This window comes from Streptomyces griseoluteus (genome assembly GCF_004784465.1).
Taxonomy (GTDB): domain Bacteria; phylum Actinomycetota; class Actinomycetes; order Streptomycetales; family Streptomycetaceae; genus Streptomyces; species Streptomyces griseoluteus.
The window spans coordinates 56,749-83,048 of sequence record NZ_SRRU01000017.1 but is presented as its reverse complement, the minus strand read 5'-3'; the positions used below and the strand labels follow the sequence as shown (position 1 = coordinate 83,048).

20 protein-coding genes and 1 pseudogene are annotated in these 26,300 nt (G+C 72.1%); 10 read left to right on the top strand and 11 right to left on the bottom strand.

Annotated features, from left to right (window positions below):
• Window positions 1-14: 14 nt before the first annotated feature.
• Complete coding sequence (locus E5082_RS31410; protein WP_135794612.1) at window positions 15-368, top strand: ArsR/SmtB family transcription factor; 354 nt, start codon at window positions 15-17, stop codon at window positions 366-368.
• On the opposite strand, the gene E5082_RS31405 is transcribed toward E5082_RS31410, so the two are convergent.
• From E5082_RS31405 to E5082_RS31375, 7 genes are all read right to left on the bottom strand, one after another.
• On the bottom strand, window positions 353-1,582 hold the full coding sequence (locus tag E5082_RS31405; RefSeq protein ID WP_135794611.1) for a phthiocerol/phthiodiolone dimycocerosyl transferase family protein: 1,230 nt from the start codon (window positions 1,580-1,582) through the stop codon (window positions 353-355). The genes E5082_RS31410 and E5082_RS31405 overlap by 16 nt on opposite strands.
• Entirely contained in the window at window positions 1,579-2,439 is an 861-nt protein-coding gene (locus tag E5082_RS31400; protein ID WP_135794610.1) for an FAH family protein, read from the bottom strand. The genes E5082_RS31405 and E5082_RS31400 overlap by 4 nt, the downstream gene beginning before the upstream one ends.
• Window positions 2,440-2,502: 63 nt before the next feature.
• The gene (locus tag E5082_RS31395; protein ID WP_208766268.1) at window positions 2,503-4,245 is read right to left on the bottom strand and encodes a thiamine pyrophosphate-binding protein; all 1,743 of its coding nucleotides are present in this window, start codon (window positions 4,243-4,245) and stop codon (window positions 2,503-2,505) included.
• A gap of 19 nt (window positions 4,246-4,264) precedes the next feature.
• Window positions 4,265-5,452: an enolase C-terminal domain-like protein gene (locus E5082_RS31390; protein WP_135794608.1), complete on the bottom strand. Its 1,188-nt coding sequence runs from the start codon at window positions 5,450-5,452 to the stop codon at window positions 4,265-4,267.
• Complete coding sequence (locus E5082_RS31385) at window positions 5,445-6,326, bottom strand: alpha/beta fold hydrolase (RefSeq protein WP_135794607.1); 882 nt, start codon at window positions 6,324-6,326, stop codon at window positions 5,445-5,447. Before E5082_RS31385 ends, E5082_RS31390 begins: the two co-directional genes overlap by 8 nt.
• A gap of 16 nt (window positions 6,327-6,342) precedes the next feature.
• Window positions 6,343-8,007 carry a GH3 family acyl-acid amido synthetase gene (locus tag E5082_RS31380; RefSeq protein WP_135794606.1) on the bottom strand — a complete coding sequence of 555 codons (1,665 nt, stop codon included), beginning with the start codon at window positions 8,005-8,007 and terminating at the stop codon, window positions 6,343-6,345.
• 58 nt (window positions 8,008-8,065) lie between these two features.
• A complete protein-coding gene (locus E5082_RS31375; RefSeq protein ID WP_135794605.1) occupies window positions 8,066-9,058 on the bottom strand; it encodes an aldo/keto reductase in 993 nt (330 codons plus the stop codon).
• A gap of 311 nt (window positions 9,059-9,369) precedes the next feature.
• On the opposite strand from E5082_RS31375, the gene E5082_RS31370 reads away from it, so the two are divergent.
• The gene (locus E5082_RS31370) at window positions 9,370-13,104 is read left to right on the top strand and encodes a type I polyketide synthase (protein WP_135794604.1); all 3,735 of its coding nucleotides are present in this window, start codon (window positions 9,370-9,372) and stop codon (window positions 13,102-13,104) included.
• 209 nt (window positions 13,105-13,313) lie between these two features.
• Window positions 13,314-13,988, top strand: coding sequence for a TetR/AcrR family transcriptional regulator (locus E5082_RS31365; RefSeq protein ID WP_229918849.1), 675 nt, complete (start codon window positions 13,314-13,316; stop codon window positions 13,986-13,988).
• A 5-nt stretch (window positions 13,989-13,993) separates the two neighbouring features.
• On the opposite strand, the gene E5082_RS31360 is transcribed toward E5082_RS31365, so the two are convergent.
• Entirely contained in the window at window positions 13,994-16,063 is a 2,070-nt protein-coding gene (locus E5082_RS31360) for a hypothetical protein (protein WP_135794603.1), read from the bottom strand.
• Between the two features lie 233 nt (window positions 16,064-16,296).
• On the opposite strand from E5082_RS31360, the gene E5082_RS31355 reads away from it, so the two are divergent.
• The 4 genes from E5082_RS31355 (at window position 16,297) to E5082_RS31340 (ending at window position 20,632) form a co-directional block, all read left to right on the top strand.
• A complete protein-coding gene (locus E5082_RS31355; protein ID WP_135794602.1) occupies window positions 16,297-17,163 on the top strand; it encodes a methylenetetrahydrofolate reductase in 867 nt (288 codons plus the stop codon).
• 232 nt (window positions 17,164-17,395) lie between these two features.
• Window positions 17,396-18,496 (top strand): NAD(P)/FAD-dependent oxidoreductase, encoded by a 1,101-nt coding sequence (locus E5082_RS31350; RefSeq protein ID WP_135794601.1) that lies wholly within the window; start codon window positions 17,396-17,398, stop codon window positions 18,494-18,496.
• 116 nt (window positions 18,497-18,612) lie between these two features.
• Window positions 18,613-20,112 (top strand): DNA-3-methyladenine glycosylase 2 family protein, encoded by a 1,500-nt coding sequence (locus E5082_RS31345; protein ID WP_135794600.1) that lies wholly within the window; start codon window positions 18,613-18,615, stop codon window positions 20,110-20,112.
• A 10-nt stretch (window positions 20,113-20,122) separates the two neighbouring features.
• Entirely contained in the window at window positions 20,123-20,632 is a 510-nt protein-coding gene (locus tag E5082_RS31340; RefSeq protein WP_135794599.1) for a methylated-DNA--[protein]-cysteine S-methyltransferase, read from the top strand.
• Window positions 20,633-20,885: 253 nt separating this feature from the next.
• On the opposite strand, the gene E5082_RS31335 is transcribed toward E5082_RS31340, so the two are convergent.
• Window positions 20,886-22,367, bottom strand: a complete 1,482-nt coding sequence (locus tag E5082_RS31335; RefSeq protein WP_135794598.1) for a sulfatase family protein — start codon at window positions 22,365-22,367, stop codon at window positions 20,886-20,888.
• Window positions 22,368-22,628: 261 nt separating this feature from the next.
• Here E5082_RS31335 and E5082_RS33855 point away from each other — a divergent pair, with 261 nt between their 5' ends.
• Genes E5082_RS33855 through E5082_RS31320 form a run of 3 tightly spaced genes read left to right on the top strand, consistent with a single transcriptional unit; the run spans window position 22,629 to window position 25,055 of the window.
• Window positions 22,629-22,793, top strand: a complete 165-nt coding sequence (locus E5082_RS33855) for an AraC family transcriptional regulator (protein ID WP_135794623.1) — start codon at window positions 22,629-22,631, stop codon at window positions 22,791-22,793.
• A gap of 49 nt (window positions 22,794-22,842) precedes the next feature.
• A complete protein-coding gene (locus E5082_RS31325) occupies window positions 22,843-23,559 on the top strand; it encodes a response regulator transcription factor (RefSeq protein ID WP_135794597.1) in 717 nt (238 codons plus the stop codon).
• A complete protein-coding gene (locus E5082_RS31320) occupies window positions 23,556-25,055 on the top strand; it encodes a sensor histidine kinase (RefSeq protein WP_135794596.1) in 1,500 nt (499 codons plus the stop codon). The genes E5082_RS31325 and E5082_RS31320 overlap by 4 nt, the downstream gene beginning before the upstream one ends.
• Here the strand turns inward: E5082_RS31320 and E5082_RS33290 are convergent.
• Both E5082_RS33290 and E5082_RS31310 read right to left on the bottom strand, forming a co-directional pair.
• A pseudogene (locus E5082_RS33290) lies at window positions 25,056-25,451 on the bottom strand (transposase); the annotation flags it as partial.
• 57 nt (window positions 25,452-25,508) lie between these two features.
• Window positions 25,509-26,243 (bottom strand): SIR2 family NAD-dependent protein deacylase, encoded by a 735-nt coding sequence (locus E5082_RS31310; protein WP_135794595.1) that lies wholly within the window; start codon window positions 26,241-26,243, stop codon window positions 25,509-25,511.
• Window positions 26,244-26,300 lie beyond the last annotated feature (57 nt).

Sequence of the window (26,300 nt, the reverse complement as noted above, 5' to 3'; positions counted from 1 at the left end):
CGGAGCGATCACCCATGGCGGCACAGACCCCTCGGCAGCAGGACGCGGCGAGCCACCGCACCCCGCCGGTCCACACGGCCCCGCAGGAGGTCGCGCTGGAGACGGCCCTGCTCGCCCTCGCCGACCCCGTACGGCAGACCCTGGTGCGGGAGTTGGCCGGCGCAGCGGACTGGGAGCGGTCCTGCGGCAGCTTCGACGTACCGGTCACCAAGGCCACCCTGAGCCGCCACTTCTCGGTCCTGCGCGAGGCGGGGCTGCTGGAGCAGCGGGACGCCGGGGCGAAGCGGCTCAACCGGCTGCGCAAGCCGGAGTTCGACGCCCGGTTCCCCGGCCTGCTGGACCTGGTTCTCGGTCACGCCGCCCCCTGAGGGCGCACGGCCCGGTCGTGCAGCCCCTTCGCCACGTCCAGCGCCAGGGAACGCTCCACGGCCGGGGTGCCGAAAGCGAGCGCCGGGCTGAACGTGCCGTCCAGCGTGCCCAGATGGAGGACCAGGCCGTAGTTGGCGCCGGTGCGGTTGACGATGGTCCGGTAGCCGCTGACCCGGCCCAGATGCGGGCCGAGCGCCGGGTCGACCACGCCCACGTTCGTCAGGCAGATTCCCGGCGCCGATCCGGCGGCCGCCGTCTCCTCGACCGCGCGCCGGATCGCCGCGTGTGAGCGGACGGGGGGTCGCCAGGCCGCGTCGGCCGACGTCAGCGCGGTCCCGTACTCCCGTGCCAGCTCTGTCAGTCGGCCCCGGCCCGGCCGCATGGACACCCGCAGCACGTTGATGAAGCAGCCCACGTCCGGAAGGTCCGCGTACCGCTGCCGCAGTGACACCGCGGTGAACATGCCGACCTCGGTACGGCCGGTGGCCTCCGCGTAGGACTCGGCGAGCGCGGCGGCGAAGAACTGGTTGACGGTCACACCCTGTTGCTTGCACCACGCCTTGAGAGCGAGGCTCTCCGGCCGGGTGAGCGCGCACGGGACGAAGTCGGCGCCGCGCTCCGGCCATGGGCGGTGTTCCGCGAACGGCAGTCGCCCGGAGGCAGGTTGGACGAAGTCCTGTCCCGCCGGCGCCCGGTAGGTGAGGCCGTCCGCGTCCGGCGGCAGTCTCCCTACGTCGTACGGGCTGGGCTCCGACGAGGGAAACAGGGCGTCCAGGAGCGCCCGGATCACCGCGCCCGTCGAATGGCCGTCGGATATCGCGTGGTTGCGGGTGAAGTACAGGTGCGTCGCCCCGGCCCGCGGATCGCGTACGGCGTGCAGTCGCCACAGGGGCCCGCCGGTCTCCAGGACCTCGTTCAGCTCGCGTCGCAGCACGTCGTCGGGGGAGTCCGGCGAGGTCAGTGTGGAGTGGCGGATCTGGTCGGGCAGCACGCCGGGACCCCGGGTGAACCACAGGGTGCCGGCGTGCTCCTCGATGCGCAGGGAGAGCAGCGGGAGTTCACTCGCCCACTGCTCAAACGCCCTGTACAGCAACGCGGGTGCGATGTCCTCGCGCACCGTCACCTGCGTGGTGACCTGTGTCGTGCCGCGCATCAGCGCGTGGGTGTACGCGAACGCCGCCTCTCCGTCCGAGAGTTCGCGCACCGCGTTCACGACGACCACGCCAGTGGGTGGGACAGCCGGACGCCGTGGCTGGTGAAGTCCAGGGTGACCCCGTCGCCGTCGGCCGTGCGGAAACCGCCGTGGAAGCTGCTGCGGTCGGCGCCGAGGTAGACGTAGTGCACCCGGCCGGGGTGGTGCAGGGCGCGGTACGCGAAGAGGCGGGACATCAGGGCCGGCAGCTCGTAGTGCAGGGCGTCGGAGCCGGTGGTGAAGGTGCCCTTCCACGCCGGGGCGCCGTCCCGCTCGATCGTCGCCTCCCCGGTCACCGAGCGCGGCGGCTCGCCGAGGTGCAGCCAGGGCGCCACCCCGGCATCGCACAGCTTGGCGTACGACAGGTGCCCGGCGTGCTGCTTGAAGCGGCCGATGTCGGTGAGATCGTTGCCGAAGGTGTAGCCCGCGTACCTCGGCACGCCCTGGCTGTCTCCCACGTAGACCAGGACGACCTCGGCCTCCTCGCAGACGTGGACGGCGTCGGCGGGTACGGAGAGGGGCTCGCCGGGGACCTTCAGGACGTCGCCGAGGCCCTTGACGAACCAGTTGGGCTGGTCGGGGACCTCGGCGTCCACCTTCACGTTGTGCGTCATCATGAAGCCGCTGACCAGGGCGTCGCCCAGGTGTGTGGGCAGCAGCGGCGGCAGCAGGCGCACCTCGTCGCGGCCGGCCTCGACCGGGGCGCGGTCGCGGGTCAGCCGGTCGAGCAGGGCCTCGGTGGTGTCGTCCGAGGCGGAGGCAAGGGCGGCCAGGGTGTCACCGCCCAGCGGGTACAGGCGCAGCGGAGCCTCGGGCCCGGGCAGGCCGAGGCCGAAGTGGCGCTCGCCCGCGTGGACGCATTCGAAGACCACCGTCATGGTGGACACCTCCTTGAGAGGTCACGGCCCGTACGGGCCAGGTCGGACAGGGGACGGGCCGGGTCAGTCCATGAGGATCTCGACGAGGACGGGCTTGCCGTGCTCCTTGATGTGGGCGACGGCCTCCCGCACCGTGGGCTCCACGGCCTCGATGCGCTCCACCCGGGGCAGGGCGTGCACGCCGTAGGACTCGGCCAGCGTGACGAAGTCGACCGGCTGGTCGTAGAAGCTGGTGGCGATGTGCGCGCGGCCGGTGTCGCGGTCGCGGTTGTCCGCGATGCGCTCGGCGTGCTGGGTGGAGTTCAGGTAGAGCCGGTTGTTCATGACGATCACCAGCAGCGGCACGTCGTACGCCGCCAGTGTCCACAGCGCGCTCGGGGTGTAGAGGAAGTCGCCGTCGGCCTGGAGGTCGACGCAGAGCGTGCCGTCGCCCTGGTGGGCGAGCGCCGCCCCGACCGAGGCGCCCAGACCGTAGCCGAGGCCGCCGCCGCCGTTGAGGCCGAGATAGCTGCCGGGGCGCTCCAGCGGCCAGAGCTTCTTCACCCAGCCGTCGATGGTGAGGCTGCCGGTGTTGGTGAGCACCCACTCCTCGTCCCGCACCGCGCGGTGGATCTCCTGGACGGCCGTGGAGACCTGGATGTGCTCCCGGTCCCGCGCCTCGTCCGCCTGGCGCGCCCACTCGGCACGCGCCTCGGTGTGCAGGGCGGAGAGGGCCTTGACCCGCTCCTCCCGGCGCTCGGTGAACTCGGCCGCCACGAACGGCCCTTCGGGGTCCTCGGCCACCTCGCGCAGCGCGGACACCGACTGGCCGGTGTCGGCCGCCACGGCGAGGCTCACCGGGACGAACTGCTGGTAGTCGGCGGCCCACTTGCTGGTGAGCAGCTCGTTGAAGCCCAGGGTGACGACCTCGGCGCCGTTCGCCGGCAGCCCCTCGTCGGTGAGGGGCAGGAAGGAGCCGAGCGCGCCCACGAGGTCCTGCACCTCCAGCGCGATCACCAGGTCGGCCGAGTCCAGGAGGCCGGTGTTGCTGACGTTGAGCTGATGGGTGTTGGGGAAGTTCATCCGGTTGCCCCGGTCCACCACGGCGAGCCCGAGCGCGTCGGCGAGCGCGACCAGCGGCGCGACCGTCTCCGGGTCACGGCCGGAGAAGTCCACGATCAGCACCGGCAGCCGGGCCTCGCGCAGCCGTCCCACGAGGTGGTCCAGCTCGCTGCCGCCGAGCGCGGGCAGCCGGGTCGGCTCGGTGGCGGCCGCGGGCAGCAGCCGTACGCCGTCCGCCAGTTCCTGTTCCTGGACGTCGAAGTCGAGCGCCACGAACACCGGTGCCTGCAAAGGGGTGTTCATCAGCTTGAAGGCGCGGTAGAGCGACTCGACGGTGGCCCGCTGCCCGATGGGCTGGTCGCACCACTTCACATAGTCCTTGACGACGGACTCGATGTTCTGCGAGGTGTGGATCCAGTCGATCCACGGCCGCCGCTTGCCCGCGTCCACGGGCCCGTTGCCGCCGAGCACGAACAGCGAGACCCGGTCGCACCAGGCGTTGAAGATGGCCATCGAGGCGTGCAGCAGACCGACGTTGGCGTGCACGAACACGGCCATGTGCCGGCCGCTCGCCTTGTGGTAGCCGTGCGCCAGCGCCACCGCGATCTCCTCGTGGCACGCCATCACGATGTCGGGCGCCTCGGAAGCGTGGACCAGGGAGTCGTGGACACCGCGGAAGGACGCGCCTGGGTTGAAGGCGACCTTGTCGATGCCCTGCTGGTTGAGGAACTCGACCAGCAGGTCGGAGAAGTAGGACGTCGTCATGCGTGATCCTTCGTACGGTTCATGCGTGCGCATGGGGGCGGGCGGGGACCGGGCGCCAGACCGGGTCGCCCTCGGTGCGGTGCGCCGTCGCAAAGGGGGCGGCGAGGTCGGTGAGGGCGAGGCCGAAGCCGGGCCCCGGCGGCGGGGTGATCGTGTTGGTCCGCCGGTCCACGGCGGGGCGGGGCGCCGCGACCATCTCCGGGAAGAACAGGTCGGACTGGCCGGCCTCGACGGTGAGGGCGTCCGGGTGGGCGAAGGCCAGGGCGCGGCCCGCGTTGATCAGCGGCCCGACCTCGGCCACCTGCACCCCGACCTGGAACGCCAGCCCCGCGCCGCGGGCGAGGCCGATCAGCCGGGCCGCGGTCACCGGTCCGCCGTTCTTGGACACGCGGACGTTGAAGGCGTCGCACGCCCCGGCCGCGAGCGCCCGCTCGGCGTCCTGCGGGGTGCAGACCGACTCGTCCAGCATCACGCGCGGCCCGGTGCGGCCCCGCAGCCGGGCGAGGTCGGCCCAGGAGCCCTTGGCCAGCGGTTCCTCCACCCAGTCGGCACCCGCATTGTGCAGCGCCTCCATGTGGCCAGGAGCCTCCTCGGGCGACCAGCTCATGTTGGCGTCCACCATGACCGGCACCAGGTCGCCCAGCCGGGCCCGGATCGCGGCCACGGTGCGGACATCGCGCCGGATGTCGTCGGCCGCCTTGATCTTGACGAAGTGGAACGGGCCCCGCGTGTCCAGGAATTCGTCCACATCGAGACTGAGATCGAGGACTTGGGACACCGGGAGAGACGGGGGAGTGGGTGTGTCGCCGCCCGGCACCAGCGCCGAAGCGTGGGACCCCAGTCGTCGGCCCAGCAGGTCGAGCAGCGCCGTCTCCAGCAGACAGAGCAGGTTGCCCCCGCCCCGCAGGCCGAACGTGCCGGCGACCCCTGACCGCAGCAACTCGGCCAGCAGCAGCGCGGGTTCGGTCGACCGCAGCCGGGCGAACACCGCGTCCAGCGGCACCTCCCCAAGCGCCGCCGTCACCGAGTCGCTGGTCTCGCCGGTGACATAGGCGCGCGGCGCGCACTCCCCGAGCCCGGTCGCGCCGTCCACCGTCAGCCGCAGCACCAGGCTGTCGGAGGCGGAGCGGCGCTTGGCCGGGTGGTCGAAGCCGACCGCCATGGGCAGCTCGACCCGGTACAGCGTGGCGCCGGCCGGTTCAGGCATCGCGGTTCAGCCCTTGGAGCAGGGTGAAGGTGGACGCCCAGTCCACCAGCCGGGCCCGGACGTCGGTGTAGAAGAGGTAGTGCTTGTCGGTGGCGAACTGGATCAGCGCGCCGTGCGAGCCGGTCATCCGGCGGAAGGTGGCACGGGCGTCGTCCAGGTCCACGATCGGGTCGCCGACCCCGGAGACGTAGGCCGCCGGCACCGGTGGGAGCGGCCGCTCGGAGCCCATGTAGAGCGACTCCAGGGCGAGCAGCACGCCTCGGGAGCGACGGGTCAGGGCGCGGGCCGCGAGGTCGTCGTTGTCGATGAAGTGCCGGTGGCGGAGCTCGTCGGTGAAGTCCTCCGACCGCAGGCCGGCGTCCCACAGTTCCGTGCCCGACTCCGTCGCCAGGGCGTGCCGTTGGTCGTCGTCGAGGGTGGCGTGCAGCTTGCCCAGCCAGGCCGAGCAGAAGATCGCCGCGTCGTAGCGGGTGGTGAAGTCCGGGTGGTGCATGAGCGCCGCCATGAAGGAGCCGCCCAGGCAGTGCCCGAACAGGGAGAGCGGCACCTCGTCGCCGATGGCGGCGCGCACATGCTCCAGGGCGGTGATGTAGTCCCGCAGCACAGTGTCCGCGTCGGGGAGGTCCTGGCGGTCGCCGCCGCTGATACCGGAGCCCCGGCGGTCCAGAACGTAGAAGGCGATGTCGTTGTCCGCGAACTGCGGGCCGACCTCCCACAGCCAGCCCGCGTGCGACTGGAGTCCGTGGAAGTAGAACACCGCTCCCTTGACCGGGCCGCGCGGGCGCCACAGGTGCAGTGCCAGCTCGGCGCCGTCGACCGGGAGTCCGGCTATCTCGCGGCGGATGTTCTGCGGTGGCCTCTTGGTCTCGATCACGTCCGGTTCCCCTCGGTCAGCGTCGGGTGAGCGGGGCGACGAAGTCGACGTCCCGCTGGAACGGCTTGTACTTGTACTGGGTGGCGTTGCCCTGCTGGCGACGGCTCTCGACGTAGGCGGCGATGGCGTCGTGAGGCACGGTGACGACCTCCAGCGCGCCGAGCCGTCCGCTGTCCCGCTTGGAGGCGTACTCGATGTTGATCTCGTGCAGCGCGGCGTCCACCGCCTCGGACAGTCGCGCGTCCAGCGGCGCGGACGGCTCGGGGACCTCCGCGACGACGATGTAGTACGGCGGCTCCGCCCAGCGCGGGCCGCACATGAACAGTCCGGTGCCGAGCCCGTGGGCGGCGAGGCCGCGCTGGATGGCCCCGGTCACCTGGGACTCGGTGATCTTCTCGCCGGTGAAGGAGTGGAAGATGCCGTCCCGGTGGACGAAGTGCACCCAGGGCGTGCCGTCCACGATCCGGTCCACGTGGTACACGTCCCCGGTCCACAGCCGGTAGAGGCCGTTGCCCTGCGTCATGATCAGGTGGTAGTCGCGGCCCGGCTCGACCTCGTCGAACAGCAGCGTCTCCACCTGCTCGCCGGCCGCCACCAGGTCGCCGAGCGGCACCTCGGCCGGCACGAACTCGAAGAACGCCTGCCCCACCGCGAGCGGCTGGCTGTGCAGCGAGTCGTCCACCGGGATGGTGGTGACCCCCTCGGTGCCGCAGCTCATGAACGGCAGCCTGGCCACTGTGGGCAGCACCGCTTCCAGCTTGGCCGCGTACAGCCCGGCCGAGGCGGAGAGCCAGCAGGTGAAGAGCGTGAGCGAGGGCCACACGTCCTTGAGGCTGAAGTCCCGGTTCAGCAGCACCTTCTCGAGCCTGCGGGCGCCCTCCGCGTCGGGCTCCGTGTACGGGCGGCCCTCCAGCGTCCCGTCCCGCACGTCCCGTACCAGCCGGTCGCCGTGCTGGGCCAGCAGTTCCCGCAGCGAGATCAGGGTGCTGGGGTTGATCGACGAGATGTAGTGCAGGTCCTTGCCGATCAGGTGCCGGATGCGGTGGTACATACGGCCCTCGTGGCCGCTCGGCACCTCGGGCCCGAACCAGGGGGACTCGTACCAGGGCGGGTTCCAGTCCTGGCTGTTGATCTGCGGATGCCGGTTGCTGATCGCCTGGTGGCCGATGCCGTGCACGAAGTCGAACACGTCCTCGCGCACGGTCTGCGTGTCCAGCGTGGCGTAGGGATGGGCCAGCAGCTCCGGGTGGTACTCCAGGTACGTGCCCCACATCGCCTTCATCGCGGGGATGCGGTAGGTGAGCAGCCAGTGCAGGGTGTACGGCACCAGCTTGGGCACCCCGGTGGTGCCGCTCGTCTTCAGCCAGCGCAGCACCGGGCTGCAGGTCAGGGTGCCGCCCTTGGTCCGGGTCTCCCGCTGGATCTCGGGCACGAAGTCGTCGTAGCGCATCACGGGGAGCAGCGAGCGGAAGAGGTCCGGGTCGTCGGCGACCGCCGAGTAGCCCTTCTCCCGCCAGTGCACCGACCCCGCGCTCATGTCGATGACGTCCTCCAGCACCCGGCGCTGGGCCAGAGCCGGCTGCTTGAGGTCGGTCAGCAGGGCGTCCCGTGCCTGGCGGCACTCCGCGGCGAACGGGTCCCGGCGGGCCTGCCAGTGTTTCTGCCAGTGAGGTATGTCCACAGTCGCTCCTGAAGAAGCCTGAAGAAGGTGGAAGAGGTCACAGGGCCGGACAGGAGGATCAGCGGTCGATGTACGCCATCATCCGGTCGTTGTACCGGGGTCCCGCGACCGCGTCGGCGCGCACGGCGACCTCGATCTCGGCGAGCGTGTCCGCGTCGAGGCGGACCTCGGCGGCACGGGTGTTCTCCTCCAGATAGGTGCGCCGCTTGGTGCCGGGGATCGGCACGATGTCGTCGCCCTGGTGCAGCACCCAGGCGATGGCGAGCTGGGCCGGGGTGAGGCCGTGGCGCGCGGCGACCTCGCTGATCTTCTGGGCGATCGCCGTGTTCTGGTCGTAGTTGGCGCCCTGGAGGCGGGGGTCGTGGTGGCGGAAGTCGTCCTCCGGGTACTCCTCGGCGCGCCGGACACCGCCGGTGAGGAAGCCCCGGCCCAGCGGACAGAAGCCGACCAGGCCGATGCCCAGCTCGCGCAGCACCGGCAGGACGCCGTCCTCCAGGTTCCGCTCCCACACCGAGTACTCGCTCTGCACCACGGAGAGGGGGTGCACGGCGTGGGCGCGGCGGATGGTGCGCTCGCCCACCTCGCACAGGCCCAGATGGCGGACCTTGCCCTGCTCCACCAGGCCGGCCATGGCGCCGACCACGTCCTCGATCGGCACCTTCGGGTCCAGGCGGTGCTGGTAGAGGACGTCGATGTAGTCGGTGCCGAGACGCTTCAGGGACGCCTCGACCACCTCGACGATGTGCTCCGGCCGGCTGTCGGCCTCGGCGGTCGTGCCGTCCTTCAGCTTCATCGGGAAGCCGAACTTGGTGGCGATCACGGCCTGTTCACGGCGGCCGGCGAGTGCCTGGCCGAGCAGCACCTCGTTGTCGTACGGCCCGTACGCCTCGGCGGTGTCGAACAGGGTGTACCCGAGATCCAGCGCCCGGTGGATGGTCGCCACCGACTCCCGGTCGTCCGGGGTGCCGTACCACTGGCTCATCCCCATGCAGCCCAGGCCCAGTTCGGAGACCTTCAGCCCCCGGCGGCCCAGCTCGCGCGTCTTCAGCATGCCTTCTCCTCGCATCTGGCGATCCCCCGCCGGCAGGCGCTCCTGGCGGCTGGCGACGCAACTGAAGCACATTCATGTACTGGAGTTCAATAGCCGACTGTGGTCGAGTGATCGCGCTGCCGTACGGCGGGTGAACGTCGTGCGCCCGGCGGGTCACCGACATGTAAAACCCTGTGAGCTGCGGAAGTTGGAGATCGCAGGTGGCGATGGGTGTGTGATGCAGCTGTAACGACTACTTCATCAACAAGACCGCGGCACAAGTTTGTTCTTCGGTATAGATTTGAACCACCGACTGGGGGAGGAGAGTTGCGATGACCACTGGGGAACCGATCGCGATCATCGGCATGGGGTGCAGATTTCCGGGGGCGGCCGGGGTCGAGGAGTTCTGGGCCCTCCTGGAGGGCAACACCGACGCGGTGATCCCGGTACCGGCGGACCGGTTCGACGTCGGCGCGTGGTACGCCCCCGAGCCCGGCACGCCGGACCGGCTGATCTCCCGGCACGGCGGCTTCCTGGACGGGCTGCACGACTTCGACGCCGGTTTCTTCGGCATCTCGCCCCGCGAGGCCCGCACCATGGACCCGCAGCAACGGCTGCTGCTGCACACCGTCTGGGAGGCGTTCGAGGACGCCGGGGTGCCGCCGTCCACGGTGCGGGGGAGCGCCGGCGGGGTGTTCGTCGGACAGGCCACCGCCGAGTACGCCGACGCGGCCGGGCAGTCCGTCACCGCCGACGTACGGGCCATGGCGGGCGGCCGGCTGCGCGCCGTCACCTCCGGCCGGGTCTCGTACGCCTTCGACCTGCGCGGACCCAGCCTGGTGCTGGACACCGCCTGCTCGTCCTCCCTGGTCGCCGTGCACAGCGCCCGGCAGAGCCTGCTCACCGGCGAGTGCGACCTCGCCGTGGCCGCCGGGGTCAACGCCGTGCTGTCACCCACCGACGCGGTCGCCTACTCGCAGGGCCGGATGCTGTCGCCGGACGGCCGCTGCAAGTTCGGCGACAGCTCGGCCGACGGGTTCGTGCGCAGCGAGGGCGTGGGCGTGGTCCTCCTCAAGCGGCTCTCCGACGCCCTCGCGGACGGCGACCGGGTCCGCGCCCTCCTGCTCGGCAGCGCGGTCACCAACGACGGTGACGGCAGCGGCCTGCTGCTCCAGCCCGCCGTCTCCGGCCAGGCCGCCATGCTCCGCACGGCCTGGCGCAGCGCCGGAGTGGACCACGTGGACTACGTCGAGGCCCACGGCACCGGCACCACCGTCGGGGACGGGGTCGAACTGCGGGCGCTGACCGAGGTGTTGAACGGTCTGGGGCACTCCGGCGCGCCCGTTCCGGTGGGGTCCGTGAAGACCAACATCGGCCATGCCGAGGCCGCCGCCGGGATCGCCGGGCTCATCAAGGCCGTGCTCGTCGCCGAGCACCGCATGATCCCCGCCTCGCTCCACCTCACCGCGCCGCAGGACCGGCTCACCGACGCCCCCGTGGCCGTGGCCGACCGCAACACCGAGCTGCGGCCCAAGGGGGAGCGGGCCGTACTCGGCGTCAGCTCCTTCGGCATCTCGGGCACCAACGCCCACGCCGTGATCGGCGAGTTCGTGCCCGAGCCGCGCCCCGCCGCACCGGCCGCCGAAGCCGGCCCGCACCTGCTCGTGCTCAGCGCGCGCACCCCCGAGGCCCTGCGCCGGCTGGCCCTGCGCCACGCGGCCCACCTCGGCCCCGAGGGTCCCGGCCGCCGGTACGCCCTCGGCGACATCTGCCGCTCCGCCGCCACCGGCCGCGACCACCACCCCTTCCGCCTCTGGGCCGTCGGCGACACCCACGACACCCTGGCCGATGTACTGCGCGCCCTGGCCGAGGACCGCCCGACCCCGGACGGCGGACTGCACGAGGCCGGGTTCGACGGCCCCCGCGAGGTCGCGTTCGTCTTCCCCGGCCAGGGCTCGCAGTGGCCCGGCATGGGCCGCGAACTCCTGCGTACCTCCGAGGCGTTCCGCACCACCCTCGCCGAATGCGACGAAGCGGTACGCGCCGAGACGGGCTGGTCCGTGCTCGACCTTCTCCTGGACGACAACGCCCGGCTCACCGACGCGGTCGAGCTGGTGCAGCCCGTCCTGTGGGCCATGGAGGTCGCCCTCGCCGCCCACTGGCGCGCCCTCGGCGTCGACCCCGACGTCCTTGTGGGCCACAGCATGGGCGAGGTGGCCGCCGCCTGCGTCGCGGGCGCGCTGTCCGTACGGGACGCCGCGCGCGTCATCTGCCGCCGCAGCGACCTGATGCAGCGCCTCGCCGGACGCGGCGCGATGCTCGCCACCGAACTCTCCCCGGCCCGGGCCCGCGACCTCGTGACGGCGTACGGCGACAAGGTGTGCGTCGCCGTGGAGAACTCCCCGAACGCCACCGTCCTCGCCGGTGACCCCGACGTACTCGCGGACATCGCACGGGAGCTGGAGCGCCGCGAGGTGCTGTGCCGCACGGTCAAGGTCAACGTCGCCTCCCACTCCCCGCTGATGGACGAGATCCGCGAGGACCTGCTGACCCGGCTCGCCGAGGTCACCCCCGCCGCGCCGGGCACGCCGATGTTCTCCACCGTCCGCGGCGCCCCCGTCGACGGCGCCGTCCTGGACGCCGGCTACTGGGCGGACAACCTGCGGCAGCCGGTGCGCTTCGCGGACTCCGTACGGCAGGTCGTCCGGGAGCGCGGGCCGGTCTTCGTGGAGGTCAGCCCGCATCCGCTGCTCGGCCGGGCGATCGAGGACGTCCAGTTGGACGCCGGGGTCGCGCCCACCGTCGTGACCACGCTGGTCCGGCAGCAGAGCGAGGCGACGGCCACCGCCCGCGCCCTCGGCCGCGCCTACGCCCTGGGCGCCCCGGTCGACTGGCACCGCCGGTACGGCGACGAGGGCCCGCGCGTCCCGCTGCCCTCCTACGCCTGGGACACCGAGGAGTACCGCGCCGCGCCCGAGCCCGCCGTACCGTCCGGCCTCGGGGAGCGCCGGGTGCGGCTGTCCCGGCTCGGGGTCGCGGCGCTGGGTACGGGCGTGACCGCGCGCGGCGCCTCCCTCGTACCGCCCGTGCTGTACCTCCAGGCGGTCGCCGAGACCCTGCGCGACCTCGTCGGCGCGGGCCCGGTGGAGCTGCGGGACGTGCGGATCGGCGCCGCCCTGCCGTCCCTCGCGGAGGCCGCGGCCACGACGCTGGTGATCGGGCTGGACCAAGGGGCCGACGGAGCCTACGAGTTCCGGGTGGCCGCGCTCACCGACGGCTCCGCCCAGCCGGTGTCCTGCGTGACCGGCAGCGCCCTCGCCCGGCCGGGGGTGGAGGCGTCGGCGGCCGTCACCCTGGACACCGCGCTCACCCGCTGCACCGAGTACGTGCCCGGCGCCGAGTTCTACCGCCGGGCCGAGGCCCGCGGCTACTCCGTCGCCCCGCCGCTGCGCGCGGTACGGCAGATGTGGCGGCGCGAGGGCGAGGCGGTGGCCCGGCTCCAGATGCCCCCGGCGGACGCCGGAGCCGTGGGCGCCCTGGAAGCCGCGCTCCTGACCATGCCGGCCTCCTGGCCGCACGGCGGCGGCGCCCAGGACACCTATCTGCCGCTCTCCTTCGACCGGGTCCTGCTGGCCGACGAGCCCACCGGCGAGTTCTGGAGCACGGCCCGGTTCGCGCCGGACGCCGACGGGGAGGGCGGGCGGTGCGACGTCGTCCTCACGGGGGCGGACGGCCGTGTGCTGGCCGACTTCGAGGGGGTCGCCCTGCTTCGGTCGGGGGGTGCGCCGGTGAGCGTCGCGGACGTCCCTCGTACCGCGCCCGTACGCCTGGAGACGCCCCCGGTGGCGGACCGGCTCATCATCCACACCGCCACGGTCCTCGGTACCACCGTCGACCGGGTCGACCCCCGGCGCCCTCTGCGTGACCTGGGGCTGGACTCGCTGATGGCGGTTCAGCTCCGGCGCATCCTGAAGCAGGACTTCGGGGTCGAGGTGCCCACCAGCCGACTCCTGGGCGACGAGAGCGCGGCGGCGATCGCGGCCGGGCTGGCCGGGGCAGGAGTCTGACCGCACCACCCGCCCACGTGCGGCCGCCCCCCGACGGGGAACGGCCGCACGACGCCGTTCTGGAACCCTGATGTATCGATGCACTACGGTATAGAGAACGTCGTCGCCGTGGACGCGGGCCTGGTGAGGCGGTGGCAGCCATGCCGCCGCCGGATTGCGGGAGGTGTCACGGAGACGCCTCGAACGGGGCCGACAGTTAGAGAGAGCCGATGACGACCGAGGAAACCGAGCTGGTCCGCCCTCCCGGACGCCGGGAACGCAGCAGGCAGCGCATTCACGACCGCCTGTACACCTCCGCCCTGGAACTGTTCGCCGAGCAGGGGTACGAACGCACCACCATCGACCAGATCACCGAGCGCGCGGACGTGGCGAGGGGCACCTTCTTCAACCACTTCCAGCGCAAGGAGGACCTCGTCACCACCTGGGCCCAGCAGCGCCAGGACAAGCTGCGCACCTACATGGACAAGTCCCTCGCCCACCAGGACGACGACACCACCGTCCAGTTGGAGCGCTGCATGTCCGCGCTGGCCGACTTCAACGAGGCCGAGCGCAACCTCACCCAGGTCATGCTGGCCGCCTGGGTCAGGTCGGGCCAGCCGCTCCAGGAGGAGCCCGAGTACGCCGGGCACGTCTTCGTGCGGGCCATCCTCGCCGGGCAGGCGCGGGGCGAGGTCGCCCCCGACATCGACCCCGTGCTGGCCGGCAACATGCTGCGCGACGCCTACCTGGGGCTGCTCTACCGGTGGAGCCAGTCCACCGGCGACAGCATCCCGCTCCACGTCGAACTGCGCGCCCTGCTCCGGATCTCGCTCACCGGCGTCCTCTCCTACCCCCGGCACGGTGCCGCCCGCCCCACACCTGCCGAGACCGCGGCCGTCAACTGACGCCCCTACAGGTCCGGTTCGGTCCCCCGGCGCACCGACGCCCCGTCACCCGCCCTGCGGGGCGCCGGGATCGCCGGGGACAGGCGGGCGTCGGCGCGGGCCCGGCGGTCGTCGGACTTCGCGCACAACTCCCGTACGGCCGCCGCGAATCGCTCGGGGGAGGGCGGGTCGGCCGGGCCGAGCAGGTGCTCCTTCAGCTTGGCGCGGTCGGCCGCGTGGCGGTCCTGGCGCGGGTCGCGCACCGCGTCCAGCAGGTACCGCACGGTCGCCGCGTCCGGGGTCAGCACGGTGCCGGCCGACGCGGTGGGGAAGGCGGCCCGGAACTCTTCCTCGGACAGCCCCGAGGTGTTGGCCACCGCGTACGGCTTCTCGCTGCTCAGCCAGTCCGAGACCACGCTGGAAACGTCACTGATCAGCAGGTCGGCCACGTTGAAGCAGGCGTAGAGCGCCGGGCGGGGGCCGGTCACGATCCGGTGCTCCCACTCGGGGAACGACGCCCAGTACGCCCGCTCCCAGGCGGCCGTGGCCCGCGCGAGCCGCTCCTCGCGGTCACCGTCCGGGGTGCCCTGGAGCATCATCCGCTCCAGTTCGTCCGCCGCGCCGCGGAAGACGGTCGAGGTGAGCTGGTCCAACTCTTTCGTGCGGCGCAGTAGTTCGGCCTGGGCTTCGGGGCCGGGCCGGGGGCCGGAGCGCCTGGTGTTGGCCTCGTGGATCAGGGCCCGGACGCGTTCGTCGGCCGCGCCCGCGCGGGGGTCCACCGAGCCGGTCATCGGGTGCGGCTTGTAAAGGACGCGCACACGAGGGTCGTCGAGCAGCTGTCCGACGATGTGCTCGCCCGCGAGGACGACCGAGGTGTTGCCCGGATTGCCGTCCCAGCCCTCCCAGGTCGGGGCGTACAGCACGGTGGTGTACGCCCCGGTGGGCGGGCCCGAGTACGGGCGGATCGCCGCCAGTTGGGGACGGCCGACCTCCACCACGTCCTTGTCCTCCACGCCGACGTCCGCGAGCGCGTACCGCTCCCGCGCGGCCGGTCCCGCCACCCACACCTCGTCGTACGCCTTGGCGTAGGGGTTGCAGGAGGACAGCTTGTCGCTCTCACCGTGGTTGATGAACGCGTGCTTGATGGCCGGGATGCGCAACACCTGGGACGTCTTGCCGGAGTTGGCCGGGTGCAGCATCGCCTTCAGCGTCGAGTTCTCCAGCGCGAACAGCGTGGTGACCTTGGGGAGGCAGAGCACGGGTACGTCCGTGGCGTCGATCTTCTGCACCATGAACCGCTCGCGCAGCACGATCAGCGGCCGCTCCAGCCCGGCGAGTGTGGAGAGCCACATGTTGGCCTGGTAGGCGGAGGAGGCGCCGCCGGAGAAGTACATCGCCACGGTGGGGCGGTACTCGGCCAGCCAGTCGTCCAGCCACTCCATGACCCGCGCGTCGCTCGCGGCCCGCTGCTCCGGCAGCAGCCAGGTGGCCAGGCGGGCGACGCCCATGCCGATCAGGGTGAGCGAGGCGGCGAGACCGGCCGCGCCCCAACGGCCGTGCCCGGTGAGGACGGTGACCAGAAGGCCGGCGGTGGCCGGGACGGAGAACGCCAGCAGGCGGTGCCCGGCCCGGCGGGCCAGGATGCGGGGCGGGGCGGCGGTCGGGTTCAGCGCCGAGACGTCGATGTTGCGGGTGACGACCGGCAGGGTCCGGGCGCGGCGCACCAGCAGGGAGACGGCCTGGCAGGCGAAGTGCAGGACGTAGAACGCGCTCAGCGCGCCGAGCAGCGGGGGCATCTCCCGCTCCGGGTCGATCCCGTCGATCCGCAGCAGCGCCACCATGATCAGCATGTCGCGCAGCAACTGCCTTACGGTCACGTCCAGTCGGATGCCGCTCAGCGGGGACAGCAGGGCCGGGCGCCGGTACAGCAGGCATGTGTCGAGCGCGAGACCGGCCGCGCCGGAGGCGACGAGGAGCGGGGCGTTCGGCAGCAGCGCGCCGGCCAACTGGGTGGCGAACAGCAGGAACAGCGCGGATATCGCGCACAGCACGGGTAGTCGGGTCCAGATTCTCGGGAGGAGTCCGGCAAGGGGCACGGTGGGGGCTCCTGCTGTTCGCACGACGGGACACGCGGCACCGGAACGACCCCGGCGACCCGTGCCCGCCCCGGTCCCACGCACAGCCAACGACCGGCCCTGTCCCCGGTCACGTACCGCCATGCTTTCCAATCCGCCCTGCCCTCGCGAGCAACGGGACCTGTGGCCCGGCCCGCCCCGGCGCCGTGGCATCATCGGCCGGGGTGCCGGTGGAGGAAGGGGCGCGCAGCGTGATGGAGAGCATTCCCGGGGTGTCCGGCAGGGCCGGGGCGCTGCTCGACGGCGTCTCCCTGGAGATGACCGGGAAGGACGTGCCCCGCCTGGAGGAGGCGCGGGCCTCGCTGGACGGCGGGACCCGGATCAACGTCACCTACCTCGCGGGCGAGGACGCCGGTATGCGGCTCGCGGCCGCGCGGGCGGTGCGGGAGCACGGGTTCGTGCCGGTGCCGCACCTGTCGGCACGGCGGCTGCCCTCCAGTGCCGAGCTGGAACGTTTCCTCGCCGGGCTCGCCGAGGCGGGCGCCGTGGACAGCGTCTTCGTGGTCGGCGGCGACCCCGCCCGTCCCGAGGGCCCCTACGAGGACGCGCTCTCCGTGATCAGCGGCGGGCTGCTCCAGCGGTACGGCGTACGGCACGTCGGCATCTGCGGCTACCCGGAGGGGCACCCGGCGATCGGCGACGACGCGCTGTGGTCCGCGCTCACCGGCAAGGCGGCCGCGATCGCGGAGGCGGGGCTCGCGGGCGACGTCATCACCCAGTTCGGCTTCGACGCCGAGGCCGTCCTCACCTGGCTGGAGGCCCTGCGCGAGCGCGGGGTGCACCTCCCGGTACGGGTCGGCGTACCCGGCCCGGCGGGGGTGCGGCGGCTGCTCGGGTACGCGACGCGGTTCGGGGTCGGCACGGGGGCGTCCGTCGCCCGCAAGTACGGTCTATCGCTGACCAACCTCATGGGCACGGCGGGTCCCGACCGCTTCCTGGACGACCTGGCCGCCGGCTACGACCCCTCCCGCCACGGTGCCGTCAAGCTGCACTTCTATACCTTCGGCGGGCTCCGGACGACCGCCGAGTGGATCACCCGGTACCGGCGGGAACGCGGCTAGGAGCCCCTCAAGGCCGGTTCGGAGGGAGAAGGGCGCCCGCGCCGCCGCCTCGCGGCGATGTCTCGACGGCGGCAGGCTTGGAGACAGGGGAAGCAGGCCGCCGCCGCGTCACGTCGAGCCCGGCGGTGCCGCTCGTTGGGGCCCACTCAACCACCCGTCCGCGACGGCGACGGACGTACCCGGCCCCTGCTCCGCAGGGGAACGGCTTTGGGACGCGAAGTGAGGCGATCGCATGGACCAGGCTCCCGAGGTGGCCGTGATAGGAGCCGGCATCGTCGGACTCTCCACCGCCTACGCACTGGCCGAACGCGGAGTGACGGCGCGGGTCTACGAACGCGGCCTCCCGGGCCACGGGCAGTCCGGTGGCCAGTCCCGCATATTCCGCCACGCGCACGACGACCCCCGTATGGTCGAGCTGACCCGCCAGGGCCGCGCCGTCTGGGACGAGTGGTCCGACCGGTTGGGCGCCGAACTGATCTCCGGGGACGGAGTGGTCGCCCTGGGCAGCCCCGTGCCGCGACGACTGCGCATTCTGCAGGAGGCCGACGGCATACCGGTCCGCAGCGTGGACAGCGCCGAGCTGCACGCCCGGATGCCGCTGCTCGCCGACTACCGCGGTCCCGCCATGCTCGACGAGGGCGGCGGTGCCATCCGCACTCGTGTCGCGGTCGAGAGGCTGGCCGACGCGCTGGGAGACTCCGTGGTCACCGACGAGGTCATCTCGCTCCACCCGACGGACCGCGGCACGGTGGAGGTGCTCAGTGCCGTCGGCCGCGAGGAGTACGCGACGGCCGTGGTCTGCGCGGGTCTCGGCACCGCGCGGCTGGCGCGCTCCGTCGGGCTTTCGCTCCCCGTACAGCCGGCCGCCCACGTCCGCCTCACCTTCCAGGTCGAAGGAGAGCCTCCGGAGCGGGTCGCCTGCCTGCAGGACAGCAGCGGCGAATTCGGGGAGGTCGGCGTCTACGCGGTCCCCTATCCGGGCAACAGCCGCTACGCGGTGGGCCTCAGCCAGACAGTCGAGGTGCGGGAGGACGGGAGCTTCGCGGACCCCGCGGCACTGGCGGAACTCAGCGACCGCGCCCACGCGTACGTCACCCGCGCATTGCCCGGCCTCGACCCGGAGCCCGTCGAGTACCTCCACTGCTGGGTGACGAGCCTGCCGTGGAGCGAGGACGGCATGGCGGTCTGGGAAGCCGGCAGGATCTTCTTCGCCGCCGGGCACAACCTGTTCAAGCAGGCACCACGGCTGGGCCGGGCCCTGGCCGCCGCGGCCGTGGGCGAGGAACTCGAGGAGGACCTGCGTCCGGCGGCAGCACTCGGTCAGCCCCGCTGAACACCGGCAGGCGCGGCCGCCCCCTCCCGTGATCCGGACCGAACCGCCTGGCCGCCTCCGACGTGCATGTCGGAAACTCGCCAGCCAGCGATGCCGTACTGCCCGATGCTTGAGGCATGCGGAACGCGACCAGCAGCAGCCGGACCCCCTCCCTCGACCGGGAGCACTGCGTGCACGCCGTGCAGTCCAAGGACGCCCGGTTCGACGGCTGGTTCTTCACCGCCGTGCTCACCACCCGCATCTACTGCCGCCCGAGCTGTCCCGCGGTGCCGCCCAAGGCCGAGAACATGACCTTCTACCCGAGCGCCGCCGCCTGCCAGCGCGCCGGGTTCCGCGCCTGCAAGCGCTGCCGGCCCGACGCCACCCCCGGCTCCCCGGAGTGGAACCACCGGGCCGACCTGGTCGCCCGCGCCATGCGGCTCATCGCGGACGGCGTCGTGGACCGGGAGGGCGTACCCGGACTCGCCGCCCGGCTCGGTTACTCCGCCCGCCAGATCGAGCGCCAGCTCTTCGCCGAACTCGGCGCCGGGCCCCTCTCCCTGGCCCGCGCCCAGCGTGCCCAGACCGCGCGGCTGCTGATCGAGACCACCGCCCTGCCCATGGCGGAGGTCGCCTTCGCCGCCGGGTTCTCCTCCATCCGCACCTTCAACGACACCGTCCGCGAGGTCTTCGCCCTCGCCCCGTCCGACCTGCGCGCCCGCGCGCCCCGCGCCCGGTCGGCCGGAACCGCGGGCACGCTCACGCTCCGGCTGCCGTTCCGGGCCCCGCTGAACCCCGGCAACCTCTTCGGGCACCTCGCCGCCACCGCCGTACCCGGCGTGGAGGAGTGGCGGGACGGCGCCTACCGTCGCACGCTGCGGCTGCCGTACGGGCACGGCGTCGTCGCCCTCACGCCCGGGGCGACGCACGTCGGCTGCCGGATCGGGCTCAGCGATCTGCGCGACCTCACCGTGGCCATCAGCCGGTGCCGGAGGCTGCTCGACCTGGACGCCGACCCGGTGGCCGTGGACGAGCGGCTGCGCGGCGACCCGCTGCTCGCCCCGCTGGTGGACGCCGAGCCGGGGCGCCGGGTGCCGCGCACGGTCGACGAGGCGGAGTTCGCCGTACGGGCGGTGCTCGGGCAGCAGGTGTCCACGGCCGCCGCCCGTACGCACGCCGCGCGGCTGGTCACCGCGCACGGCAAGCCGCTGGACGACCCCGAGGGCGGGCTCACCCATCTCTTCCCCGACCCCGACGCGCTGGCCGCCGTGGACCCCGAGGCCCTCGCCATGCCACGCAGCCGCCGCGCCACGCTGACCACGCTGGTCGGCGCGCTCGCGGACGGCACCCTGAAGCTCGGCGTGGAGGCCGACCGGGCCGAGGCCCGCGCCCGGCTGCTGGAACTGCCCGGCTTCGGCCCCTGGACCGCCGACGTCATCGCCATGCGGGCCCTCGGCGACCCCGACGCCTTCCTCCCGACCGACCTGGGGGTCCGGCGGGCCGCCCGGTCCCTCGGTCTGCCCGCGACCCCGGCAGCGCTCACCGCCCGCGCCGAGGCATGGCGCCCCTGGCGGGCGTACGCCGTGCAGTACCTGTGGGCGACCGACAGCCACCCGATCAACTTCCTCCCGGCCTGAAGGACTACCCGTGCGACACCACACCGTGACCGACAGCCCCTACGGGCCGCTGACCCTCGTCGCGGACGCCGACGGCGCGCTGTGCGGCCTGTACATGACCGACCAGCGGCACCGCCCGGCCGACGACAGCTTCGGCCCGCGCGACGACAGCCTGCGTGTCTTCGGCGAGACCCGGGAGCAGCTGGCGGCCTACTTCGCCGGTGAGACCCGGCGATTCACCGTCCAGCTCGGTCTGCACGGCACACCCTTCCAGCGCAGGGTGTGGGACCAGCTCACCGAGATCCCCTACGGGCAGACCCGGAGCTACGGCCAACTCGCCCTCGCCCTCGGCACTCCGGGCGCCTCCCGCGCGGTCGGCCTCGCCAACGGCCGCAACCCGGTCGGCATCATCGTCCCCTGCCACCGCGTGGTCGGCTCCGACGGCAGCCTCACGGGCTACGGCGGCGGCCTGGACCGCAAGCGGCGGCTGCTGGCCTTCGAACGCGGCTCGGAGCGGGCCGAGGAAGGGGTGCTCTTCTAGGGCTCTCGGACAGGCCCTAGGTGTATTGACCCGCAGCGTTGTTTACGCGGCTGATCGGTGGGTGGCCGTCGAGTGCGGTGTGGCAGCAGCCTCCAGGTGCGGCCCGCCGCCGGGCTGGGCAGCGGGCCGTCGTGGTCGAGTCATGCACCCCCGGCGGGTCAGCCGGGGGTGTAGCCGGTTCCACGCCTGCGCGGTCGCCCTCCCGTGGAGCCGGGTGTCCGTGACCGTCACGGCCTGCTCGATGCCCCAACGGCTACTGGTGCAGCCGCGACGCGTCCCGGCAGGACTCGGAGCCCGAACAACGGGCGAGCGCGGTCAAGGTCTCGTGCAGGGCCTTCTCTTTCCCGTCGCTCAGACTGCCTGCGAGATTCTTAAGCTCAGCGGGATCGGCCTGCGTGTCGTAATACTCGCGTTCCCCGTCCGCGTACTCGACCCAGAGACTGTCTGCGGTCCGAAGCGCCTCGTACGATGGCGGATTGCCGCTGTCCTTCGGAGCCGCGTCGGGATCGCCCTTGGACGTTCCGGGATGGTGATGCTCGACCAGAACGGACTCACGCCAGTCCTTCGGCGACGATCCGTGGAAGAGGCCGACAAGGCTGAGACCGTCCACGGCCGAGGGCGGCTTCAGCCCCGCGAGCTGCTGGAACGTCGGATTGAGATCGGTGTTCTGCACCAGCTGGGAGGCGGTCCGCCCCGCCGGCACATCGGGCCCTGTCACCATCATGGGGACGCGGATATCGGTGTCGAAGGCGGTCTGCTTGCCCGGCCGCAGCCGGTGCTCACCCATGTGGAAGCCGTTGTCCGAACCGAAGACCAGATACGTGTCGTCCGCGAGCCCCTTCTCCTTCAGCACGTCCTCCAGGCGGCCGATCATCCGGTCGACGGCCTGAACCGAGCGGACCCGCTTGGCGAACTTGCGGTCGATCTGCGTCTTCTCCTTGTCGCTCAGGGGCTTGAGATCGGCCTGCCACTTCGGTGCCTGCGCGGGCAGCCGATCGTAGGCGGCGCTCCTGGGTGCCTTGAGCCCCGGGTAGCTGTCGGCGTCGCGGGGCGCGGGCGTGGAGGGCCCGTGCGGCGCGAAGGTGGCGAGTTCCAGCATGAACGGCTTGCTGTCCGCCGCCGAGGAACCGATGAAGGAGACCGCCTTGGCGGACACCACGTCGGTCAGGTAGTCCTGCGGGTCATGGCCGTAGTGGACGACCTTGCCGTTCTCGTTGAGGTCGTAGTTGAACTCTGGATACCCGTTGCCGGCCACGTCCCATTCGTTCCAGCCCGGAGGCACGTACGGGTGACCGGTACCGCTGGCGTCCTTCGGCTGGTAGCCGTTGAGGTACTTGCCCATGAAGCCTGTGCGGTAGCCGGCCTTCTGAAGAGCCGGCGCGTAGCACTTCTTCTCGTCGCCGTTCTTCATGAAGGCGCCGTAGCCTCCGTCGTCCCCGTTGTTGGTGAAGACCCCGGTGTTGTGGGGGTACTGCCCCGTGAGTATCGAGGAACGCGAGGGGCAGCAGAGCGAGTCGGTGACGAAGTAGTTCGAGAACGTCGTCCCCTGCTTGCTCATCTGCTGAACGTGCGGCATATACCGCACGAGATTCCAGGAGAGGTCGTCGGTGAGTACATAGATGATGTTGGGCTTGCGGCCCTGTTCAGAACTCCCCGCCGACGAGGATGCGGACGCCCCGACCGCCGCGCTCTTGCCGGGCGCTGCCGAGCACCCGACCAGCAGCGCGGCGGCCATGGCAACCCACAGCAGGACCTGCCCTGCCGCACTCCTACCTACTGACGATCCGTGCATCACTCTCAACTCCCACTGGTCTGCCGGTCGGTGGGCCAGCGAGAGTAAAAGCGCTTCTTGTGGATTCCTTGTGGTGCCGAAAGGCCCAGCTCATCAGCCGAGGTGCGCGTCCCATAGGCCCGGTGCCGAGGCCAAGGTCTACTTCGGAGATGTCACGGTGATGCTCGCCGGGGAACTGGTGACCCGGTATCTGTTCGCGTCCAGCTGTCGTACTCGGGCGACGACACCATCGCCCGTAGAGGACGGCGCTGCGGATTCTCCGGTTCCGAGCACTTCTCGCGGAGCTTCCGCCGCACCATGGGATGCACGCCGTCGCAGTACCGGACGAGGCGCTCCTGCGGTCTCGGGCAGAGCCTGCCCGTGCTTTGATCGGTCTCCTATGGGCAAGCTTGTTCGACGCAGTGAAACCGAGGTGTGCATGGCAGGCAAGGCCGGGCGGGTGCTGGTGGTCGACGACGACGCGGCGATACGGCGGTCACTGGCACGGGGGCTGAGGCTGAGCGGATTCACGGTGACGGTCGCGGACGGCGGTCACAGCGGTCTGGCGGAGGCCCGCGCCGGCCGCCCCGACATCGTCGTCCTGGACGTCAGCATGCCCGATCTCAGCGGCATCGACGTGTGCCGGGCCCTGCGCGACGACGGCGACGACGTACCCGTGCTGATGCTCTCCGCGCTGGACGAGACGGCCGACCGGGTGGCGGGCCTACAGGCGGGCGGGGACGACTACCTGGTCAAGCCGTTCGCACTCCAGGAATTGGTCCTGCGGCTGCACGCCCTGCTGCGCCGCCGCCCGCCGCCCGCCACCGCCCCCCTCCGCGTCGGCGGCCTCGTCCTCGACCCGGCCGCCCACCAGGCCGTTCTGGACGGCCGGCCACTGCAACTGACCCGGCGCGAGTTCGCGCTGCTGGAGATCCTGGCCCGCAACGCGGGCATCGTGCTCACCCGCGAGCAACTGCTGGACTGGGTCTGGGGATACGACTTCCAGGTCCGCAGTGACGCCGTCGACACCTTCGTCAGCTATCTGCGGCGCAAGCTGGAGGCAGGCGGCCGGCCCCGGCTGGTGCACACCGTGCGCGGGGTCGGTTTCGTCCTGCGCGCGGACCGCCAGACCCCGCACATCGAGGGCACGCCGTGAAACTGTCCACCCGTATCGCGCTCGCGGTCGGCGTGAGTGTGCCCGTGCTGGTCCTCGCTTCCGGCTGGCTGCTGCTGCACCTGGTCAGCAGCGACCTGCGCACGCACCAGAACGACCAACTACGCGCCCGCGCGACGGTCGTCGCCCAGAACGCCAAGGCGTATCTGGACGTGGCCGGGACCGACCACCCGCTCCTGAAGCAGGTCCGCCGACGTCGGCTGATCAACTCCGCCCGGGATGTGGGCGTCCGGCTGAAGGGGCCGCAGGACACGATCTCGGCCGGCCCGCAGCCCGAGCCGAATCCCACGCTGCCCCGCAACGCCCCGACGCCCGTCACCGTGACCTCCGGCGGCAAGGACTGGCTCGTCCTGTCACTGCGCGTCGGTGCCGCGGCGAAAGAGAGCAACACCCCGAATCTGTGGCTGCTGTCACCGGACACGGCCGAGGACGAACTGGCGCTGGTGCGCCAACGAGTACTGACCGGTGCCCTGGTGGCCGCCGCACTGGCCGGTGCCACCGCCTGGGCCATCGCCGCCCGGGCGGTTCTTCCGCTACAGCGGCTTCAGCGGCGTACCAGTGGACTGGACCCCAGGACCAGCACCGTACGCCTGGAGCACACGCCGACCCGGGTCACCGAGGTGGACGACCTGGCGTACACGGTGCAGACCGTGCTCGCCCGCTACGACGAGCAGGTCGCGCGCACCGAGGAGGCGCTGGCCACCGCCCGCGCGTTCGCCGCGACCGCCTCCCACGAGCTGCGCACCCCGCTGATGAGCATGCGCACCAACCTCGACATCCTCACCGACCACCCCGGCCTCGACCCCGAGGACCGGGCGGAGGTGCTCGGGGACCTCGGGCGCGAACACACCCGGCTGCTGGGTCTGTTGGTGATGCTGAAGGCGCTCGCACAGGGCGACCTGATCGAGGCGGACGCGTTCTCGCCACTGGACCTCGGGGAGCTCGTGGAGGCGTCGGTCTCGGACCTGCGGTGCATCCGCCCCGACGCCGAGGTGTCCGTACGCACCACCGCGGGGGTGCGTGTCGACGGCTGGGAGCAGGGTCTGCGCTCGGCGGTGGACAACATGCTGACCAACGCCTGGACCCACGGCCGCGCCGAAGACGGCGTCGCCCGCGTCGAGGTCACCCTGCGCCCGCCGCTCGGGGGGCGTGAGGCGAACGCGGTGCTTGTGGTGGACGACCACGGCCGCGGCATCCCTCCCGAAAGCCGCGAGGAGATCTTCCAGCGTTTCCACCGCGGCCCCGACAGCCCCGGCTCCGGCCTGGGCCTCACCCTGGTTGCCCAGCAAGCCGCCCTCCACGGCGGCCACATCACCGTGTCGGACCGCCCTGACGGCCGGCCCGGCACACGCTTCGAGCTCCACCTGCCGGCCACGGGCGTCCAGGACATGGAGTACACCCTGCCGCTGGTGCACCGCGACTGGCTGGCCCGAACCCCCGAACAGGCCCCGCCGGGCCTGTTCACCAAGCGCACCTAACTTCCCGGTCTCGAGCGCACAGATCACCGAATAGGGACAGCCGGGAACAGGCATGTGCTGGTCCTTGCCCTGTCCGTAGGTGTGGCCCGCTGCGGTGAGGTGGGGGCGCTGGGCCGCAGCCAGCAGGTGAGGTCGGCGACCAGGACAAGTCGGCCGTCCGCCGCCCGTGGCAGCGGCACCGCGGCCAGGGCCCGTCGCAGCTGGGCGGATATCGACCCGGCCCGCGGACAGGGCGTCGTAGAGCCCGCCGTGCCCGCGGCGGTGTTCGCCGACCAGCGACAGTTCCACCAGCGACCGGACCGGCCCGTCAGCGCACAACACCGCGTCCGCGAGTTCGAACAACGCATCCGCACGCCTGGTCGGACAGGAGTAGAACTCACCCCGGAAGCATGACAGTCCCGCGAACGGGAGGACTCGTGCGGACCCCGAGGTTAAAGATCAAGCTAGGGCACACTATGTGCTCTCCGGACTCAGCCGATGCAGAAGTTGGGGCAGGGCTGTGCCGATGGGTTCGCGGATCACCTCGTCGGCGAGGTCGTCGTACGGGGTCGGCTCGGCGTTGACGACGATCAGCCGGGCGCCGTGGTCCGCCGCGACCCCGGCCAGCCCGGCGGCGGGCTGCACCTGGAGGGTGCTGCCCACGGCGACGAACACCGAGCACGCCTTGCTGATCGCCAGCGCCTCGCCGAGGACCACCGGGTCGAGGTTCTCGCCGAACATCACCGTCGCCGACTTCAGGATGCCGCCGCACGCCAGGCACGGCGGGTCGTCCTCGCCCGCCTCGACTCGCGCCAGCGCGTCCGCCATCGAGCCGCGCAGCTTGCACCGGGTGCACACCACACTGCGGGCACTGCCGTGCAGCTCCAGCACCTTGCGCTCGGGCAGTCCGGCCCGCTGGTGCAGGCCGTCCACGTTCTGGGTGAGGACCCGTACGGGAACCCCCGAACGCTCCAGCTCGGCGACCGCCAGATGCCCCGCGTTCGGCTCGGCGCGCAGGGTGTGCTGGGAGCGCCGCATCTGCCAGGACCGCCGGCGGATCTCGGGGTCCCCCATGTAGTACCCGTAGGTGACGAGCTTCTCCGCCTCGGGGTCCCGGCGCCACAGCCCGTTGGGCCCGCGGTAGTCGGGGATGCCGGAGTCGGTGGAGATTCCCGCGCCGCTGAGCACGGCGACCAGAGGCTTGCTCATGCCCCCGAGGCTAGGCCGCGCCCACCCCACCGGGCCAACGAAATACCCCTCATCTCC